We start from the raw sequence: 19578 nt of genomic DNA on the forward strand, positions 1-19578 counted from the left end.
TAGAAATGGAAATATCAAACTTAACCATGTTACAAAAAGATGTTCTGCGTGAGATTGGTAATATTGGAGCAGGAAATGCGGCAACTTCTCTTTCTAAGTTAGTTAATAGAAGGATTGACATGCAAGCCCCGGTAATCAAAATGGTGAATTATGAAGAAATAATGGGTTTGATAGGCGGACCTGAAGAAATTATAACGGCAATTGTTTTTCGAATAGAAGGGGAGGCACCAGGAACAGTATATTTCATCTTATCGGTTAACGAAGCAGAAAACTTAATTCAAGAGATCATTCAAAAGCCAGAAGTGAAATTATCGGATTCGCCATCTAATACATTAGCCATTTCGGTCTTAGAAGAAGTAGGTAATATACTAACAGGTGCTTATATATCAGCTTTATCTGATTTGACACAGATCAATATGTACCCATCTGTCCCTTATTTTAGTTTAGATATGGCTGGAGCAATATTAACAGCAGGCTTAGTAGAGTTATCACAAATTACTGACTGCGCGATTATTATTGATACAAAAATGAACCCTTCTACTTTACAGGATGAAATTAACGGTAGCTTTCTATTTGTTCCCGATCCAGATGCATTCCATGAACTATTTCAGTCCTTAGGAATTAATGAACATGAATAAAACAGAGAATGTAATTAAAGTCGGCATTGCTGATTTACATGTTATAACAGTTCCGAATATAATACGCACTTCTGGTCTAGGTTCTTGTATTGGAGTAGTGATTTATGATGAGGGTATACAAGTGGCTGGCTTAGCGCATATCTTATTACCCAATTCAAAGCTTGCTAGACAAAGTAATGCCAACCCATATAAATACGCGGATACAGCTATTGAATCTTTAATTCATCAACTTGTGGCAAATGGTGCCCGAAAAGATTATTTAAAGGCAAAGATTGCTGGAGGAGCGCAAATGTTTCAGTTCTCTAAAGGGTCTAATTTAATGAGTATTGGTTCTAGGAATACAGAAGCTGTTCAAACACAATTAAGTGACCTTCATATTCCAATTATTTCTTCTGATGTAGGTGGTAACACTGGAAGAACGATAGAATTTGATCCAGCAACAAGTAAGTTGAAGATAAGAAAGGTAAATTGTGAGGCTGTCTATATATAATTGCTAAGTATATTGTAAGAGGAGTGAATGGAATGACCGTAAATGAAACTCTTCATGAACAGAAACTATGGGATTATTGGGTAAATGATCAAGATCAAAATGCTGCTAATATGCTAATTGATAAATATATGTATCTAGTAAGTTTCCATGTGGAGAGAATTGCAAGTCATTTGCCGAGTAATGTTCAAAAGTCAGATGTAAGGAGTTTTGGGTTAATTGGGCTATACGATGCATTAAAGAAATTCGATGTAAGCAGAGAACTGAAATTTGATACATATGCCTCTTTTCGAATTAAAGGCGCAATCATGGATGGATTGAGAAGGGAAGACTGGTTACCGCGATCATTACGGGATAAAACCAAAAGAATTGAACAAGTATCTCAACGATTAGAGCAGGAAAAAAATCACAATCCAAGCGTAGCAGAAATTGCAGAGGGAACAGGAATGTCAATTAAAGAAGTAGAAGCTGCTATTCGTGACTCACTTGTAGCGAATATCCTTTCAATTGAAGAAAAACCGAATGATCAGAAACTAAAATTAAAAGAAGGAATTGGTTACACGATCCCTGATGGCACAGCAACTACTCCTGAGGAAGAATTACTAAAAAATGAATTAAAAGAGGAATTAATGGAAGGAATTACTTCGTTGAATGACAATGAACAACTGGTTATTAGTCTTTTCTATCACGAAGAATTGACGTTGACGGAAATTGGACAAGTACTCGGATTAACCACGTCTCGAATCTCACAAATACACAAAAAATCGATCGTAAAGTTACGAGCGACTTTGCAAAAGATACAAGCCTTATCTTAATCGCTTGCGATAAATTTGTTTACACATAATAGTATAGAAATAAAGCTCAAAGGGAAGGATTTAATGACTTCATTCTTATTAATTATTAGTTTTCTGTTACATGGTATCTCTTTTATCACCATCTATTATTTGTTAAAGTTAAGTCGATCCCAACAAGTGAATGCCAATGAATTACAAACACTATTGGCATCTTATCTAGATGAAATTAAAACGGAAAATCAGCATCTAGAAAGACAGCTATCACAGGGAGTTACAAATGAGGCCAATTATTCGAAAGAGCAAATAGCTGCTAACCCGGATGCAGCAGGTGAACAATCAAATGAAGAAAATATAGACTTGCCTATAAGCGAAATGGATCAAGTAGAAGCCTCGCTACAAGCAAGAGTATTACAAATGTATTCAAATGGAAAATCAATTACTGAAATTGCTAGAGAGTTAAATTGTGGAAAAACAGAGGCAGAATTGATAATTAAATTTCAGTATCACCAATCCATTCGTTAAATAATGCCATTTATTACGAAAATTTGTCATTACTACTTGATAACCTTCATGCATTATGATATATTATTTTTTGGTGTGAATACTATGTTCATAGAAAGAACAAGTACGTAATTACACACGTTCAGTAATTTATAATTAGGGTGCCTTTGATTGAAAGGTCTGTTTATGAAGATGATCTGAACGGAGGATAAAAACCAATTAGGAGGAATTTTTAATGTCAGCAATTTCAATGAAACAGCTGCTTGAAGCTGGTGTGCATTTTGGACATCAGACACGTCGCTGGAATCCAAAGATGAAAAAGTACATCTTTACAGAACGTAACGGAATCTATATCATTGACCTACAAAAAACAGTGAAGAAGGTTGATGAAGCATACAATTATGTGAAGGAACTTGTTGCAGATGGCGGAACCATCTTGTTTGTTGGAACGAAGAAACAAGCGCAAGATTCTGTTCGCGACGAAGCAACGCGTTCTGGAATGTTCTTTGTGAATCAACGTTGGTTAGGTGGTACACTTACGAATTTCCAAACAATCCGTAAACGTATTAACCGTCTAAAAGACATTGAGCGTATGGAAGAGGACGGTACTTTTGAAGTACTACCGAAAAAAGAAGTCGTTGATTTGTTAAAAGAAAAAGATCGTTTAGTTAAATTCCTTGGTGGAATTAAAGAAATGAACAAATTACCTGATGCGTTGTTTGTTATTGATCCACGTAAAGAACGTATTGCGATTGCAGAAGCACATAAGTTAAACATTCCAATTATCGGAATTGTGGATACCAACTGTGATCCTGATGAAATTGATTATGTCATTCCAGCTAATGACGATGCAATTCGCGCAGTCAAGCTTTTGACTTCAAAAATGGCGGATGCTATTTTAGAAGTGAAACAAGGAGAAGAAACAGAAGTAGTTGAAGCTGAAGAAGAGCAAGTGGTAGCTACTGCTTCTGAAACTGAACAAGAGTAATTCAATTGAAAGGTGAGGGTGATAAGAGGATGAGAGCCTTTTATCACCCTTTTTAAAGAAAACATTGTCTATTTCTTAAGGAGGATTTTTGAATGGCTATTACTGCAAAATTAGTAAAAGAGTTACGTGAAAAAACTGGCGCAGGAATGATGGATTGTAAAAAAGCACTACAAGAAACAGATGGAAATATTGAAGCAGCCGTTGACTATTTACGTGAAAAAGGTATTTCTAAAGCTGCCAAAAAAGCAGATCGCATTGCTGCTGAAGGGGCTACCCACATCGCCGTTGATGGTAATGTTGCTGTATTACTTGAAGTAAACTGTGAAACGGATTTCGTAACAAAGAATGATCAGTTTAAACAATTGCTTCATGACTTAGGAAAACAATTGCTTAACAAACAGCCAAATACGGTTGAAGAAGCGATGCAACAAGAAATGGAAGGCAGCGGAGAAACTGTCGAAAACTTTATTAATTCTGCAGTTGCAAAAATTGGAGAAAAACTTTCCCTTCGTCGTTTCACTGTCTTAACGAAAACAGACAATGATGCCTTTGGTGGATACTTGCATATGGGTGGACGTATTGGCGTACTTACATTACTAGAGGGAACAACGGATGATCAAGTAGCTAAAGATGTTGCTATGCATGTAGCTGCAGTAAATCCTCGTTATGTTTCTCGTGATGAAGTATCTGAAGAAGAAGTCAATAAAGAACGTGAAGTACTGAAAACGCAAGCTTTAAATGAAGGTAAACCAGAAAAAATTGTTGAAAAAATGGTTGAAGGCCGTCTCGGCAAGTTCTTTGAAGAAATTTGTCTGCTCGATCAAAACTTTGTAAAAGACCCTGATCAAAAAGTGAAAACATACGTAGCGGATAAAGGTGCCTCTGTGAAGACCTTTACTCGTTATGAAGTTGGCGAAGGTATGGAGAAACGAGAAGAAAACTTCGCAGATGAAGTAATGAATCAAATCAAAAAGTAAATTATTGGTCAGGTAGGGAGCACATTTGTTTGTTGTTCCCTATTTCTCCATATATCCTCAAAACAATCAACTACAAAAAAATATTTTCTATGGAGGTTATTATGACAACAGCTCGTTACCGTAGAATCGTACTTAAATTAAGTGGAGAAGCTTTGAGTGGCGAAGAAGGGTATGGCATTGAGCCTAAAATAATTCAGTCCATCGCTAATCAAGTCAAAGAAGTCGCAGAACTAGGTGTAGAAACTGCTATTGTTGTAGGTGGTGGCAACATCTGGCGTGGCAAAGTTGGCAGTGAAATGGGTATGGATCGTGCTACTGCTGATTATATGGGAATGTTGGCAACAATCATGAATTCGCTCGCCCTTCAGGATGGACTTGAAAATATTGGCATTCCTACTAGAGTACAGACATCAATTGAAATGCGACAAGTAGCAGAGCCATACATACGAAGAAAAGCAATTCGTCATTTGGAGAAAAAGCGTGTTGTCATTTTTGCTGCTGGTACTGGAAATCCATTCTTTTCAACAGATACAACTGCAGCATTACGTGCTGCTGAGATAGAAGCAGAGGTTATTTTAATGGCTAAAAATAATGTGGATGGAGTTTACACCGACGATCCTAAGATTAATAAAGATGCAGAGAAGTATGAAAACCTATCTTACATGGAAATGCTTAATGAAGGGCTCGGTGTCATGGATTCTACTGCTTCCACATTATGTATGGATAATGATATCCCATTAGTTGTGTTCTCAATCATGGAAGAAGGAAATATTAAACGCGTGGTCCAAGGCGAAGTTATTGGAACCACAATAAGGGGGAAATAATGATGTCTGATGACATTATGAAGCAAATGAAAGACAAAATGGAACAAGCTGTTCAAGCTTTTTCAAAAAATTTAGCTACGGTTAGAGCAGGTCGAGCGAACCCGAATTTATTAGATAGTGTTTTTGTAGAGTACTACGGAATGAATACACCGCTAAATCAGTTGGCGTCTGTAACAGCTCCGGAGGCGAGATTACTTGTAATTACCCCATTTGATAAATCAGCGATTTCAGATATTGAAAAGGCGATACAAAAGGCTGACTTGGGAATTTCACCATCAAGTGATGGTAATATCATTCGGATTAATATCCCGACGTTAACGGAAGACCGTCGTAAAGATCTAGTTAAAGTGGTAGGCAAGTATGCAGAAGAAGCAAAAGTACAGGTCCGAAATATTCGCCGAGAAGCAAATGATCAATTGAAAAAAGCGGATGGGCTTTCTGAGGACGATGTACGTGGTGCACAAGATAATGTACAAAAAGCAACAGACAACCACATAGCTAAAATAGATCAACTAGCTAAAGATAAAGAAAAAGAAATTATGGAAGTTTAGTCCAAGACCATGTAAAATAAGATGTATTAGCCCTCTTGTTTAAGGGGGCTTTTGTATTCTTACGCAAAAATCGTTATAATATTAAATGATTTGAGTGAATAACGATGATTTATCCAATGGATTTCATAGAATCAACATTTACGACATATAGATAATATGGTAGAAATGACATGGATAATCAACAGCATTCGGAGGACAAAAAATGTCAATAAGACTTCCTTTTATAAAAAATAAACAAAAAGAACTAAGTCAATTAACTACAATTGATAAAGAGAATACTCCAGATCATGTAGCTATCATCATGGATGGAAACGGAAGATGGGCAAAACAAAGATCTTTACCGAGAATTGCTGGGCATAAAGAAGGTGTTAATTCAGTTGTAAAGGTGGTAAGGGCAGCTCATCAATGCAATATAAAAGTGTTAACACTCTATGCATTCTCTACTGAAAATTGGAAAAGGCCAAAAAAAGAAATTGATTTCTTAATGAAATTGCCGAAGGAATTCCTGCATGTTCATTTACCGGAATTAATGGAGAAGAATGTGAGGATTCAAACAATAGGGGATTTTGAGGCTCTCCCCAAGCATACGAAGGACACCATTCAACATGCAATGAATAAAACGAAGAATAATGATGGATTATTGCTTAATTTTGCTTTAAACTATGGAAGTAGAGACGAAATCATGCATGCGATCAAGAAAATTATGGAAGATGTTAATGGAGCAAAAATTTCAATTGATTCCTTAGATGAACAAGTTTTTTCAAAGTATCTGTATACGCGAGGGCTTAGTGACCCTGATCTATTAATCCGTACGAGCGGAGAACAGCGGTTAAGTAATTTTCTGCTATGGCAGTTAGCTTATACAGAGTTTTGGTTCACAGATGTTCTATGGCCAGATTTTTCTGAGGAAGTATTTCAACAAGCAATTGAGGAATATCAACAACGTCAACGACGCTATGGCGGAATTTAGGTGAGAATCGTATGAAACAACGGATTATAACAGCTATCATAGCACTAATTTTGTTCGTACCCTTTGTCATCATTGGAGGGACGCCGTTTAATCTCTTTGTTTATGTAATGGCAACAATTGGTTTTTTGGAATTAATTAGAATGGGGAGTATTGCAAAGTACTCGATCCCTTCTTTATTAGGAATCGGTCTTTTATGGACCTTTTTATTAAGTGAACGTATAGACTTAGCTTGGTTAACAAAATCAGACATCCTTATGTTAATTGTACTTTTACTATTATCGTACACCGTCTTAGTTAAAAACAAGTTTACCTTTGATCATGCAGGTGTTGTCTTACTTTCTGCCATCTACCTAGGAATGGGTTTTTATTATTTAACTATTGCTAGAGGAGAAGGGATAGAGGGCTTAGCTACAATCTTATACATCTTTTTAATTATATGGGCAACAGATACAGGAGCTTATTTTTTTGGACGAGCTTTCGGTAAACATAAGCTATGGCCAAAAATAAGTCCAAATAAGACAGTAGAGGGTGCATTAGGTGGTGTAGCACTCGCAGTACTAGTCGGTGTTATTTTTCAGTTTATTTACCCAGTCGAGAACACATTCATTGGAATTATTTGTGTATCCATATTGGCATCGGTTTTTGGGCAAATTGGTGATTTAGTTGAATCTGCGTTTAAGCGGCATTATGGCGTGAAAGATTCCGGCAATGTTCTTCCTGGTCATGGAGGGATTTTAGACCGATTTGATAGCTTATTATTTGTGATGCCTATTTTACATTTCGTTGGATTTTTTAACTAAGCAATGACAAATATTTAGAGTTGCAAGGGAATATAATGAGAATGAAGCTATAAAAGATTAATACTTCTTTAAAGGAAGGTGCTCTATTTGACTACAGTTATCGCGTTTATATTGATGTTCGGGCTACTTGTATTTATTCATGAATGGGGCCATTTAATTTTTGCTAAACGCGCTGGAATGCTGGCTCGTGAATTTGCAATTGGATTTGGCCCGAAAATATTCTCGTTCACCAAAAATGAAACAGTATATACCATTCGTCTCCTTCCGATTGGTGGATACGTAAGAGTAGCTGGTGAGGATCCAGAAATTATAGACTTAAAGCCAGGTCATCATGTCGGTCTTGAGTTTAATGAATCTGGAAAAGTAGATAAGATAATCGTCAATCATAAATCAAAGCATCCAAATGCTCGAATTATTGAGATTGAAGAATCAGATTTAGATCATAAACTACAAATTAATGGTTATGATGTAGATGATCAAGAGGAAAGGTTATGTTTTGAAGTTGATCCAAAAGCATCATTTGTGATGGACGAAAGGGAAACACAAATAGCTCCTTATGACCGTCAATTTGCTTCTAAATCAGTTGGACAAAGGGCAATGCAGTTGTTTGCTGGTCCAATGATGAACTTTGTGCTTGCGATTGTTATCTTTTTAATCCTTGGTGTTATTCAAGGTGTCCCTGTTGAAGAAGCGAAAATGGGACAAATACAACCAGATAGCCCTGCACAAGAAGCAGGTATAAAAAGCGATGACGAGATAATTCAAATTGAAGATCAACCTATTTCAACATGGGAAGAATTCACTACGATTGTACGAGATAATCCTGGTGAAGAGTTAGATATAGTTGTTCAACGTGAAGGAGATGAAGTACCATTAACAGTAGTACCTAAAGAAGTACCAGCTACGGAAGGACAACCGGCATTTGGCCAAATTGGTGTTTACCAAGCGTTTGAAAAGTCACTTTTAGGTACGGTCACATATGGTTTTACACAAACTTTTGATACAACAAAACTAATCCTGACAAATCTAGGAATGTTAATTACTGGACAATTACCGATCGAGACGCTTTCTGGTCCCGTTGGAATCTACGATGCAACGGATCAGATAGTGCAAACTGGCTTTATGAACTTCCTGATGTGGACAGCGATGTTAAGCATTAACTTAGGAATCGTCAACCTAGTACCATTACCAGCGTTAGATGGTGGGCGCTTATTATTTGTTGGCCTGGAAGCGGTGCGGGGAAAACCCATTTCTCCCGAAAAAGAAGGTCTCTTTCACTTTGTGGGCTTTGCATTGTTAATGCTACTCATGATTATTGTAACTTGGAACGACATTCAACGATTATTTTTATAACAATTGAAACGAGAAAACCCTTGTCAAAGATGTGCAGGCAGGGGTTTTCCATCTTTATAATAGATGTGTTATTTTAAGACTAGAGAATCATTTGATTCGTTGACGGTACAGGAGGATGAAAATGAGTATTTCAAGGAACGAGAAAATGGATGTACTGTTAGAACAATTACAGATCTCAGATGATCATTTACCTTATTTCTCTGGCAGCTATTTAAATAAATTGGAAGTGTATAAACAGACGAAATCATGGCATTTTCATATTTATACAAAACAAGTACTTCCTTGGGAAGTGTATCAAGTTTTTAGTAGTAAATTAAAAGAGAGCTTTCAGCAAATAGCGGAAGTGGATTTATTTATTGAAGCAGAAGATAAAACATGTGATGTAGAAACAACTTCAAAGTACTGGCAGCATTTTATACAATCATTTACCAACCTTTCACCTGCCTACAAAGAAATGGTCCAGAACCAAACTCCTCGGGTTGAAAATAATAATATTATGTTAACTGCAAGAAATGAAGCCGAGGCTACGGCTTTAAAAAAACGTTTAGAGGAAACATTTAGGCAGTATTGCTCCAAGGCAGGCTTGTCCACGTATTCTTTACGAATTGAGGTCAAAACCGAAGAAGCAGATTTTCAAAAGTTTAAAGAGCAAAAAGCATTAGAAGATCAGCAACTCGTTCGTAAAACTGTTCAAGAGAAGGAAAAGCGTGATCAGAATAAAACGCAAAATGACAATAAGCCAGTTATGCTTGGCTATAAAATTCAAGATGAGCCGATTTCGATGGAAGAAATCCTTGAAGAAGAGCGTAGAATTACCGTGCAAGGCTATATATTTTCCGCTGAGATTCGAAAATTACGTTCAGGTCGTAGTCTACTAATTATAAAGGCTACAGACTATACGGATTCACTACAAATTAAAATGTTCTCTAAAGGCGATGAAGATGCTGAAAAATTTGAAGCTGTTAAGGAAGGCATGTGGGTTAAAGCAAGGGGCAGTATTCAAACAGATATGTACACAAATGAATTAGCCATGATGGCTAATGATATACATGAAGTAAAAGTAGCCCCCCGTAAGGATCTTGCTCCAGATGATGAAAAGAGAGTTGAGTTGCATGCTCATACGACAATGAGTCAAATGGATGCGGTAGTCTCACCAGCAAATTTAATTAGTCAAGCAGCGAAGTGGGGACATAAAGCAGTTGCCATTACGGATCATGGTGGAGTACAAGGATTTCCCGATGCATATGCAGCAGGTCAGAAACATGATATAAAAGTGCTGTATGGAGTAGAAGCAAACCTAGTCGATGATGGTGTACCTATCGCCTATAACGAAAGTGATTTGGATTTAGAAACAGGTACATATATTGTATTTGACGTAGAAACTACTGGATTATCTGCAGTGTATGACACTATTATTGAGCTTGCCGCAGTTAAAGTTCACCAAGGTGAAATCATAGATCGTTTCGAATCTTTTGCTAATCCACATCATCCACTATCACAAACGACGATAGACCTTACTGGGATTACAGATGATATGGTAGAGAATGCACCTGAAGTAGACGATGTAGTAAAAGACTTTCATGAGTGGATGGGTGATGGTATTCTCGTAGCACATAATGCTAGCTTTGATATGGGCTTCTTAAATCAAGGTTTTAAAAAAATAAATTATGAAAAAGCTAGCAATGCTGTTATTGATACATTGGAATTGGCAAGATTCTTATTCCCACAATTAAAAAATCATCGATTAAATACATTATGTAAGCATTTAGACATTGAACTTACCCAGCATCATCGAGCCATTTATGATGCTGAAGCAACGGGCTATTTATTGTGGAAACTAGTACAAGCATTGTTGAAAAAAGAAATTATAAATCATAATCAACTTAATAATCATATGGGAGAAGGAAATGCTTATCAACGATCCCGACCATTTCACTGTATTTTACTGGCCCAAACACAAGAAGGGCTTAAAAATATTTATAAATTAGTATCACATGCACATATTGATTATTTTTATCGCGTTCCACGAATCCCGAGGTCGTTAGTACAAAAAATGAGGAATGGGATTCTTATTGGATCAGCATGTGATCAAGGCGAAGTTTTCGAAACGATGATGCAAAAATCCGAAGAAGAAGCTGAAAGTGTTGCTGATTTCTATGATTATATTGAGATTCAGCCACCAGCAAACTATTCCCATTTGATTGAAAAAGACCTCGTACAAAATGAAGCACAAATCATGGATATTATTAAAAAACTAGTTAAATTAGGGGAACGCATAGAAAAACGTGTGGTAGCAACAGGTAATGTGCATTACCTTGATGATCATGATAAAGTCTACCGACAAATTTTAGTAGCTTCTCAAGCTGGAAATCCATTGAATCGAGTAACATTACCGGAAACACCGTTCCGAACAACAAATGAAATGGTAGAAGCTTTTCATTTTCTCGGTGCAGAGAAAGCGAAAGAAGTAGTTGTTACCAATACATCACTGATCGCGGAAGAAATTGAATCTGTTTCGCCAGTGAAAGATGGCTTGTACACACCTACGATTGAAGGTGCAGACCAAGAAATGCGTGATTTATGTTATGCGCGTGCGAAAAAAATTTATGGGGAACCTGTTCCCGAAATTGTTACGAATCGATTAGAAAAAGAATTAGAAAGTATTATCGGTCATGGATTTGCAGTAATCTACCTGATTTCCCATAAACTTGTTAAAAAATCGTTAGATGATGGCTACTTAGTAGGCTCACGTGGATCGGTTGGATCTTCTTTTGTAGCAACGATGACCGAGATTACAGAGGTGAACCCATTACCTCCACATTATGTATGTGAAACCTGCCATTATAATGAGTTTATTACGGACGGTTCAGTTGGTAGTGGATTTGATTTACCGGATAAAGAATGTCCTAACTGTCAAACACCACTTACAAAAGATGGTCAAGACATACCTTTTGAGACGTTTCTTGGATTTAAAGGGGATAAGGTTCCAGATATCGATTTGAATTTTTCTGGTACGTATCAACCCCGCGCCCATAATTATACAAAAGAGCTGTTTGGGGTGGAAAATGTTTACCGTGCAGGAACAATAGGTACAATAGCTGAGAAAACAGCATATGGCTATGTGAAAGGATATGCGTCCGATAAACAGCTCGTCTATAAAAATGCAGAGGTAGATCGACTAGTTCAAGGTTGTACTGGGGTGAAGCGAACGACTGGGCAGCACCCTGGTGGAATCATTGTGGTACCGGAAGACAAAGAAATTTTTGATTTTACACCAATTCAATTTCCTGCTGACGATCGTACAAGTGAATGGAGAACAACCCATTTTGATTTCCATTCGATTCATGACAATTTGTTAAAGCTAGATATTTTAGGACATGATGATCCAACCGTAATTAGGATGCTTCAAGATTTAAGCGGAATAGATCCTAAAACCATCCCCACAGATGATCCTGATGTCATGACGATTTTTTCGGGTCCAGAAGCACTTGGGCTAACTGCAGATCAAATTAATTGTAAAACAGGAACATTGGGTGTTCCTGAGTTTGGAACAAAATTCGTACGACAGATGTTAGAAGATACGAAACCAAATACATTTGCAGAATTAGTGATCATTTCCGGGTTGTCGCATGGTACAGATGTATGGCTAGGTAATGCGCAAGAGTTAATAAATGATGGGATATGTGAATTACCTGACGTTATCGGATGTCGTGATGATATAATGGTATATCTCATGCATAAAGGGTTGGACGCTTCATTAGCATTTAAAATTATGGAATTTGTACGAAAAGGGAAAGGCTTGCAGGATGAATGGATAACAGAAATGAAGAAACATGATGTACCAGATTGGTATATTGAATCTTGTAAGAAGATTAAATATATGTTCCCGAAAGCTCATGCTGCCGCCTATGTTTTAATGGCTGTACGAATTGCCTATTTCAAAGTACATCATCCGATTTTCTTTTATGCTGCATATTTTACTGTTCGTGCTGATGATTTTGAATTAGATACGATGATTAAGGGTTCTCAAGCTATTCGTAAGCGTATGGAAGGGATTACTGCTAAAGGAAACGATGCATCTCCAAAAGAAAAAAGTTTATTGACCGTTTTAGAAATTTCATTAGAAATGTGTGAAAGAGGCTTCTCCATCAGCAAAGTTGATTTATATAACTCTAGCGCTACAGAATTCATTGTTGATGGTGATAAACTAATTCCGCCATTTAATGCTGTAGATGGCTTAGGAACGAATGCTGCTATTAATATAGTAAAAGCAAGGGAAGAAGGAGAATTCTTATCAAAAGAAGATCTTCGTGAGCGTAGTAAAATATCTAAAACGGTATTAGAGTATCTAGATAATCATGGATGTTTAGAAGGAATGGCAGAACAAAATCAATTATCTCTTTTTTAAATAGGAAGCATAGATTAGTAGAAAAAATCATGTTTATTATAAACCGAACTTGGAAATAGTGATAATAGAGCTGATAAGCTTGCGTGGTTTGTAACCGTATGGTATACTTATTTTGGTAAGTAATGATACGAACTTTTTGAAAGAGTGGGTCTATGCCCACTCTTTCTTCATACCTCTTTTCAACTTTTGTTTATTGCCCCCTTGCCACAACTCTCGGCAGGGGTTTTATATTGAAATAAGGTTATGAAAATGAAAATACAAATAGTTGTCTATACTAGTATGTAAAAACAGCATAAAGGAGGATATGAGTTGAGTTCTCAAGTTATTAAAACAACTGAAGAATTAGTTCTTCCTATCCTGGAACAAAAGAATCTTGAGTTAGTTGATATTGAATATGTAAAAGAAGGTCAAAATCGTTTTCTCCGAGTTTATATTGATAAGGATGGTGGTGTCGATATTACAGAATGTGGAGAGGTATCTGAGGAACTAAGTGAGAAGTTAGATCAAGCAGACCCAATTACGAATGCTTATTTCCTAGAAGTATCTTCACCTGGTGTGGAACGACCGTTAAAAACGAAGGAAGACTTTGAAAAACATGTAAATCAAAATGTTTATGTTAAACTGTATGAGCCAATCGATGGCGAGAAAGTGTATGAAGGAATACTTAAGGATTTTCAAAACAATGTATTAACCATTGAATATAAATCAAAAACGCGTAAATTATCAGTAGAAATTCCATATGACAAGGTGGCTAAAGCCAGACTTGCTGTTACGTTCTAAAGGGGGAGAAAAAAGGTGAGCACGCAGTTGTTTGATGCAATTGATCATTTAGCAAAAGAAAAAGGTATTGATAAGGATATTCTATTGGAAGCGTTAGAAGCAGCTCTAATTTCTGCTTATAAAAAGAACTTTAAATCAGCGACTAATGTTCGTGTTGAGTTGAATGAAGAGACTGGTAAAATGGGTGTGTTTTCCAGAAAAACGGTTGTTGAAGAGGTAGATGACAATCAAGAAGAAATAACCGTTGATGAAGCAAAAGAAATAAATCCTAATTATGAAGTCGATGACGTTGTAGAAGTTGAAGTTACACCGAAAGACTTTGGGAGAATTGCTGCTCAAGCTGCTAAACAAGTAGTTACACAGCGAGTAAGAGAAGCTGAACGCGGTGTCATCTTCTCGGAATATTCAGATCGAGAAGAAGATGTAATGACTGGTATTATCCAGCGGAAAGATTCTCGATTTGTTTATGTGAACTTAGGAAAGATTGAAGCTAAACTTGCCGAAGCGGAACAAATGCCAACTGAAGAATATTATATACATGACCGAATTAAGGTATTTGTTACAAAAGTAGAAAACACGAGTAAAGGTCCACAAATTTATATTTCTAGGTCGCATCCAGGTCTATTAAAACGTCTATTTGAGATGGAAGTGCCTGAAATATATGATGGTATTGTTGAGATTAAATCTGTTGCAAGAGAAGCTGGAGACCGCTCAAAGATATCTGTGCATGCGCCAGATCCTGAAATAGACCCAGTTGGTTCTTGTGTTGGACAAAAAGGACAACGTGTACAAACGATTGTGAATGAATTAAAAGGCGAAAAAATAGATGTAGTCGAATGGTCAGAGGATCCGACCGTCTATGTATCAAATGCGCTAAGTCCGTCCAAAGTTGTTGAAGTATTAGTTGATGAAGAAGAAAAAGCAACAACCGTAATTGTTCCTGATTATCAACTATCATTAGCAATTGGGAAACGTGGTCAAAATGCGAGGCTTGCTGCTAAATTGACCGGCTGGAAAATTGATATTAAGAGTGAATCAGAAGCGCGTGAAGAGGGGCTTCTAAATGAAGAAGAAGCCTACTCTAATAACGAAGAAGACATTTTTGAATAAGGGGGATATGACGTGGCACAGAAAAGAAAAATCCCTACTCGGAAATGTGTAGTTACAAATGAATTGAAACCAAAAAAAGAATTAATACGCATTGTGCGTAACAAAGAAGGAGAAGTCTTTGTTGACCCAACAGGAAAGAAAAATGGGAGAGGCGCTTACCTATCTAAAGATATAGGCGTAATTGACAAAGCTGAAACTTCAAATATTCTTAGTAGACATCTCAATGCGGAAGTGGATGCTTCATTGTTTGATGAGTTACGAGAGTTTGTGAGTAATCAAAATGAATCAAAATAAATATTTAAATCTTATAGGTTTAGCTTTTCGTGCGGGTAAATGTTCAATTGGAGAAGACTCCATTCTTAAACATATCCGATCAAATCGTGCAAAGCTTGTCTTGATTGCAAATGATGTTGGTCCTCAAACAAAAAAGAAACTAACAGACAAATGCAAATCCTATAATGTTCCATTTGCCATAGTTGATGATAGAGATACACTGTCTAATGCTATTGGAAAAACCCATAGAGTAGCAATTGCCATTTTAGATGCAGGGTTTGCTGATAAGATAAGATCGTTACTTGGGTAATAAATTCGGGGGTGAACGTATGAGTAAAATGCGTGTATATGAATATGCAAAACAAAATAACATATCCAGTAAAGAGGTAGTATCCTTTTTAAAAGAGCAAGGCGAAGAAGTAACAAATCACATGTCAACGATATCTACAGAAGTGGTAACAAAATTAGATAATCAATTTAAGAAAGCTAAACAGCCAGAACAAAAGGAAGCGCCGAAACAACAAGATGCAAAACCGGCTGGTAAGAATGGTTTTCATAATACGCAGAACAAACAGAAACAGGCACCAAAAGATCAAAAGAAAAAACCAAATAAGCCAAATAAACATCAGCAAAAACCTCATGGGAAAAATCAAAAAGGTAAAAAAGGCAAAGGGAGTAATAAGCCTGCTGGTAAACAACAACAGCAGCAACCTGAAAAGAAAGAGACACCGAAGCAAATTACTTACCATGGTACGTTAACGGTAAGTGAATTAGCAGAGAAATTGAATAAAGAGGCTTCGGAAATAATTAAAAAATTAATGTTTCTAGGTGTAATGGCTACTAAAAACCAGGATCTTGATGATGATTCAATCGAACTTATATGCGATGAATTTGGGGTAGAAGTTGAGAAAGAAATTATTTTAGAAGATACTGATTTTGATAAATATATTAAAGAAGATAAGCCTGAGGATTTGGTAGAAAGACCAGCAGTTGTCACTATTATGGGGCATGTTGACCACGGGAAAACGACACTCTTGGATTCCATCCGTCATACAAAAGTAACTGCAGGGGAAGCTGGTGGAATCACACAGCATATCGGTGCCTATCAAGTAGATAATGATGGCAAAAAAATCACGTTTCTTGATACACCTGGTCATGCTGCCTTTACTAGCATGCGTTCACGTGGTGCGCAAGTAACAGACGTAGCAATTCTAGTAGTAGCCGCTGATGATGGTGTTATGCCGCAAACCGTTGAGGCGATCAACCATGCTAAGGCTGCAGAAGTACCGATTATCGTCGCTGTAAATAAAATGGATAAAGAAGGGGCTAACCCAGATCGTGTGATGCAGGAATTAACAGAATATGAACTGGTTCCCGAAGACTGGGGTGGAGATACTATTTTTGTGAACCTTTCAGCAATAAAAGGGGAAGGTATTGATGATTTACTAGAAATGATTGTACTTGTTTCAGAAGTAGAAGAATTAAAAGCCAATCCGAATACTACTGCATTTGGAACAGTTATTGATGCCCAACTTGATAAAGGGAGAGGCTCTGTTGCTACCCTACTTGTTCAAAACGGGACATTACATGTAAGTGATTCGATTGTTGTAGGAAATACGCATGGGCGTGTTCGAGCGATGGTAAACGAGCTTGGTAAACGTGTTACAGATGCTGGGCCATCGACACCAGTGGAGATCACTGGATTAAACGATGTTCCTCAAGCAGGTGATCAGTTCCTTGTCTTTAAAGATGAGAAAAAGGCGCGTCAAATTGGGGAGGCCCGTCAACAAAAACATATTCAAGAAAATCGAAGTGAACAATCGAAAGTTAGTCTAGATGATTTATTTGAACAAATTAAACAAGGTGATATGAAAGAAATTAATATCATTATTAAAGCAGACGTACAAGGTTCTGCAGAGGCGCTTGCTTCTTCTTTACGAAAAATTGAAGTAGAAGGCGTCAATATTAAGATTATTCATACTGGGGTCGGTGCAATTACGGAATCAGATATTATTCTTGCAGCTGCTTCAAATGCGGTCGTGATCGGATTTAACGTACGACCTGATGCAAATGCGAAGAAGGCTGCCGAATCTGAAAAAGTAGATGTAAGGCTTCACCGAGTTATATACAAAGCAATCGAAGAGATCGAAGCAGCGATGAAAGGTTTACTTGATCCAGAATATGAAGAAAAAGTAATTGGCCAAGCTGAGGTAAGAGAAACATTTAAAGTTTCGAAAATAGGTACGATTGCGGGTAGTTATATTACAGATGGAAAACTAACCAGAGATTCAGGTGTACGCCTCATTCGCAATGGTGTTGTGTTATTCGAAGGCGAAATCGCAGCATTAAAACGATTTAAAGATGACGTCAAAGAAGTAGCCCAAAATTACGAGTGTGGCGTAACAATCAAAAATTTCAATGATATTAAAGAAGGAGATGTCATTGAAGCATTTGTAATGGAAGAAATTGAGCGCAAATGATCCTATATGCTGAAGTAGAGTGCATGTTGTATGAGGGACGTTCTTTAAAGCAAAAGCGCTCCGTTATTAAACGGTTAATCTCGAAGTTAAAGCATGATTTTAATGTAGCTGTTACTGAATTGGATTATCATGACTTGTGGCAACGCACAAAGCTTGGCATTGTGACAATTTCTACCGAGCAGAAACATGCAGAACAAGTGATTCAGGGAGTATTACGCGTAATTGATTCATATACTGAACTTGAACGAACAATTACCGATGTGGAAAAAATCTAACTTACAGCTCCCTTGTTCTGTAAGGAGTTCAATGACGAGGTGATGGAAATGGCAGATTTACGTTCAAACAGAGTAGCTGAACAAATGAAAAAAGAGCTTGGTGAAATTTTAACTCGAAAGATCAAAGATCCACGCGTGGGATTTGTGACGGTAACTGATGTGGAAGTTACTGGTGACCTGCAGCAAGCTAAAATATTCATATCTGTATTAGGGGATGAAAAACAAAAGCAGGACACATTATTAGGCTTAGCAAAGGCAAAAGGATTTATCCGCTCTGAAATAGGCCAACGGATTCGTTTGCGAAAGACACCAGAGTTAATGTTTGAATTTGACGAAGCTTACGAATATGGAAATCGAATTGAAACCATTCTTCGCGATTTAAATAAATAATGTCTTCAAAAAATCTGACCTATGATAGGTCAGATTTTTCCTTCATCCCAGTAAAGAAAATGGAGGTACAATAATAGATGAATGGAATATTGTCGTTATGGAAGCCGAAAGGATTAACTTCTCATGATTGTGTGGTTAAAGTAAGGAAATTATTCCAAACGAAAAAGGTTGGTCATACTGGCACATTGGATCCAGATGTAGAAGGTGTATTGCCAATATGTATTGGACAAGCTACTAAAATTGTACCCTTCTTAACAGACACCAGAAAAACATACACGGGTAAGCTAAAATTAGGCATATCAACCGAAACGGAAGATGCTTCTGGCGATATTGTAGATAAAAAAAAGGTAACTACGTTTCCAAGCTCAGGTCAAACAAAAGCGGTTTTTCAAGGATATACTGGTTCCATTAAACAAAAACCACCAATGTATTCTGCAGTAAAAGTAAAAGGCAAAAAATTATACGAATATGCTCGGGCAAATGAAGTTGTTGAACGGCCTGTGAGAGATGTAACTATATTCAAGTTAGAACTTATTCAGCAAGAAGAAGAAGAGAATTGCATATCTTTTCGGGTTGAATGTTCAAAAGGTACCTATATACGCACGCTTTGCGTTGATATTGGTAAATCACTTGGATATCCTGCTCATATGGTCTCATTAACAAGAGAAAAAACCGGTGCATTTTCAAAGAAAAATGCAGTTACATTTGCTACAATAGAAGAGGCAGTCGAACAACAGAAAGAATCTGAACTTTTATATCCCTTACAAAAAGGGCTTTCTCATCTTGATTGCCTTTATGTAAACCATGAGCTTATGGAAAAAGTACTTCATGGACAAAAACTAATCCGTACGAATGAAATGCATACGGATCCATTTACGGTAATGTATCAAGATAGGGTTCTAGCTATATACCAGGTTCATCCTGAAAAACCAGCGTATATAAAGCCAGTTCGGGTTTTCAGTAAATAATAAAAGTGCAG

At 37.0% G+C, this 19578-nt stretch carries 20 protein-coding genes; all 20 read left to right on the plus strand.

The window, feature by feature from the left end; translation table 11 throughout:
• Positions 1-5: 5 nt before the first annotated feature.
• The 20 genes from JKP73_RS09590 to truB all read left to right on the plus strand — a co-directional run bounded on the left by JKP73_RS09590 (position 6) and on the right by truB (position 19567).
• Positions 6-638: a chemotaxis protein CheC gene (locus JKP73_RS09590; RefSeq protein ID WP_021291554.1), complete on the plus strand. Its 633-nt coding sequence runs from the start codon at positions 6-8 to the stop codon at positions 636-638.
• A complete protein-coding gene (locus JKP73_RS09595; protein ID WP_021291553.1) occupies positions 631-1128 on the plus strand; it encodes a chemotaxis protein CheD in 498 nt (165 codons plus the stop codon). The genes JKP73_RS09590 and JKP73_RS09595 overlap by 8 nt, the downstream gene beginning before the upstream one ends.
• A gap of 32 nt (positions 1129-1160) precedes the next feature.
• Positions 1161-1940, plus strand: coding sequence for a FliA/WhiG family RNA polymerase sigma factor (locus JKP73_RS09600; protein ID WP_021291552.1), 780 nt, complete (start codon positions 1161-1163; stop codon positions 1938-1940).
• 63 nt (positions 1941-2003) lie between these two features.
• Entirely contained in the window at positions 2004-2441 is a 438-nt protein-coding gene (locus tag JKP73_RS09605; protein ID WP_021291551.1) for a DUF6115 domain-containing protein, read from the plus strand.
• Positions 2442-2655: 214 nt separating this feature from the next.
• Positions 2656-3408: a 30S ribosomal protein S2 gene (rpsB, locus tag JKP73_RS09610; RefSeq protein ID WP_021291550.1), complete on the plus strand. Its 753-nt coding sequence runs from the start codon at positions 2656-2658 to the stop codon at positions 3406-3408.
• A 92-nt stretch (positions 3409-3500) separates the two neighbouring features.
• Positions 3501-4385: a translation elongation factor Ts gene (gene tsf, locus JKP73_RS09615; RefSeq protein WP_021291549.1), complete on the plus strand. Its 885-nt coding sequence runs from the start codon at positions 3501-3503 to the stop codon at positions 4383-4385.
• 101 nt (positions 4386-4486) lie between these two features.
• Positions 4487-5209 (plus strand): UMP kinase, encoded by a 723-nt coding sequence (gene pyrH / locus JKP73_RS09620; protein WP_021291548.1) that lies wholly within the window; start codon positions 4487-4489, stop codon positions 5207-5209.
• A gap of 2 nt (positions 5210-5211) precedes the next feature.
• Complete coding sequence (frr, locus tag JKP73_RS09625) at positions 5212-5760, plus strand: ribosome recycling factor (RefSeq protein WP_031335588.1); 549 nt, start codon at positions 5212-5214, stop codon at positions 5758-5760.
• Positions 5761-5962: 202 nt separating this feature from the next.
• Positions 5963-6730 carry an undecaprenyl pyrophosphate synthase gene (gene uppS / locus JKP73_RS09630; protein WP_021291546.1) on the plus strand — a complete coding sequence of 256 codons (768 nt, stop codon included), beginning with the start codon at positions 5963-5965 and terminating at the stop codon, positions 6728-6730.
• An 11-nt stretch (positions 6731-6741) separates the two neighbouring features.
• Entirely contained in the window at positions 6742-7530 is a 789-nt protein-coding gene (locus JKP73_RS09635) for a phosphatidate cytidylyltransferase (RefSeq protein ID WP_021291545.1), read from the plus strand.
• An 87-nt stretch (positions 7531-7617) separates the two neighbouring features.
• Positions 7618-8883: an RIP metalloprotease RseP gene (gene rseP / locus JKP73_RS09640; protein WP_021291544.1), complete on the plus strand. Its 1266-nt coding sequence runs from the start codon at positions 7618-7620 to the stop codon at positions 8881-8883.
• A gap of 121 nt (positions 8884-9004) precedes the next feature.
• Positions 9005-13291 carry a PolC-type DNA polymerase III gene (locus JKP73_RS09645; RefSeq protein ID WP_038244255.1) on the plus strand — a complete coding sequence of 1429 codons (4287 nt, stop codon included), beginning with the start codon at positions 9005-9007 and terminating at the stop codon, positions 13289-13291.
• A 309-nt stretch (positions 13292-13600) separates the two neighbouring features.
• Positions 13601-14071: a ribosome maturation factor RimP gene (rimP, locus tag JKP73_RS09650; protein ID WP_038244251.1), complete on the plus strand. Its 471-nt coding sequence runs from the start codon at positions 13601-13603 to the stop codon at positions 14069-14071.
• A 15-nt stretch (positions 14072-14086) separates the two neighbouring features.
• Positions 14087-15181, plus strand: a complete 1095-nt coding sequence (nusA, locus tag JKP73_RS09655) for a transcription termination factor NusA (protein WP_021291541.1) — start codon at positions 14087-14089, stop codon at positions 15179-15181.
• A 12-nt stretch (positions 15182-15193) separates the two neighbouring features.
• A complete protein-coding gene (gene rnpM, locus JKP73_RS09660) occupies positions 15194-15475 on the plus strand; it encodes an RNase P modulator RnpM (RefSeq protein WP_038244245.1) in 282 nt (93 codons plus the stop codon).
• A complete protein-coding gene (locus JKP73_RS09665) occupies positions 15462-15764 on the plus strand; it encodes a L7Ae/L30e/S12e/Gadd45 family ribosomal protein (RefSeq protein ID WP_021291539.1) in 303 nt (100 codons plus the stop codon). Before rnpM ends, JKP73_RS09665 begins: the two co-directional genes overlap by 14 nt.
• A 19-nt stretch (positions 15765-15783) precedes the next feature.
• A complete protein-coding gene (gene infB / locus JKP73_RS09670; RefSeq protein WP_038244239.1) occupies positions 15784-17934 on the plus strand; it encodes a translation initiation factor IF-2 in 2151 nt (716 codons plus the stop codon).
• The gene (locus tag JKP73_RS09675; protein ID WP_021291537.1) at positions 17931-18209 is read left to right on the plus strand and encodes a DUF503 domain-containing protein; all 279 of its coding nucleotides are present in this window, start codon (positions 17931-17933) and stop codon (positions 18207-18209) included. The genes infB and JKP73_RS09675 overlap by 4 nt, the downstream gene beginning before the upstream one ends.
• A 48-nt stretch (positions 18210-18257) precedes the next feature.
• A complete protein-coding gene (gene rbfA, locus JKP73_RS09680; RefSeq protein WP_031335584.1) occupies positions 18258-18599 on the plus strand; it encodes a 30S ribosome-binding factor RbfA in 342 nt (113 codons plus the stop codon).
• Between the two features lie 77 nt (positions 18600-18676).
• Positions 18677-19567: a tRNA pseudouridine(55) synthase TruB gene (truB, locus tag JKP73_RS09685; protein ID WP_021291535.1), complete on the plus strand. Its 891-nt coding sequence runs from the start codon at positions 18677-18679 to the stop codon at positions 19565-19567.
• The last annotated feature ends 11 nt before the right edge of the window (positions 19568-19578 follow it).

This window comes from Virgibacillus salexigens (genome assembly GCF_014905415.1).
Taxonomy (GTDB): Bacteria; Bacillota; Bacilli; order Bacillales; family Amphibacillaceae; genus Virgibacillus; species Virgibacillus salexigens.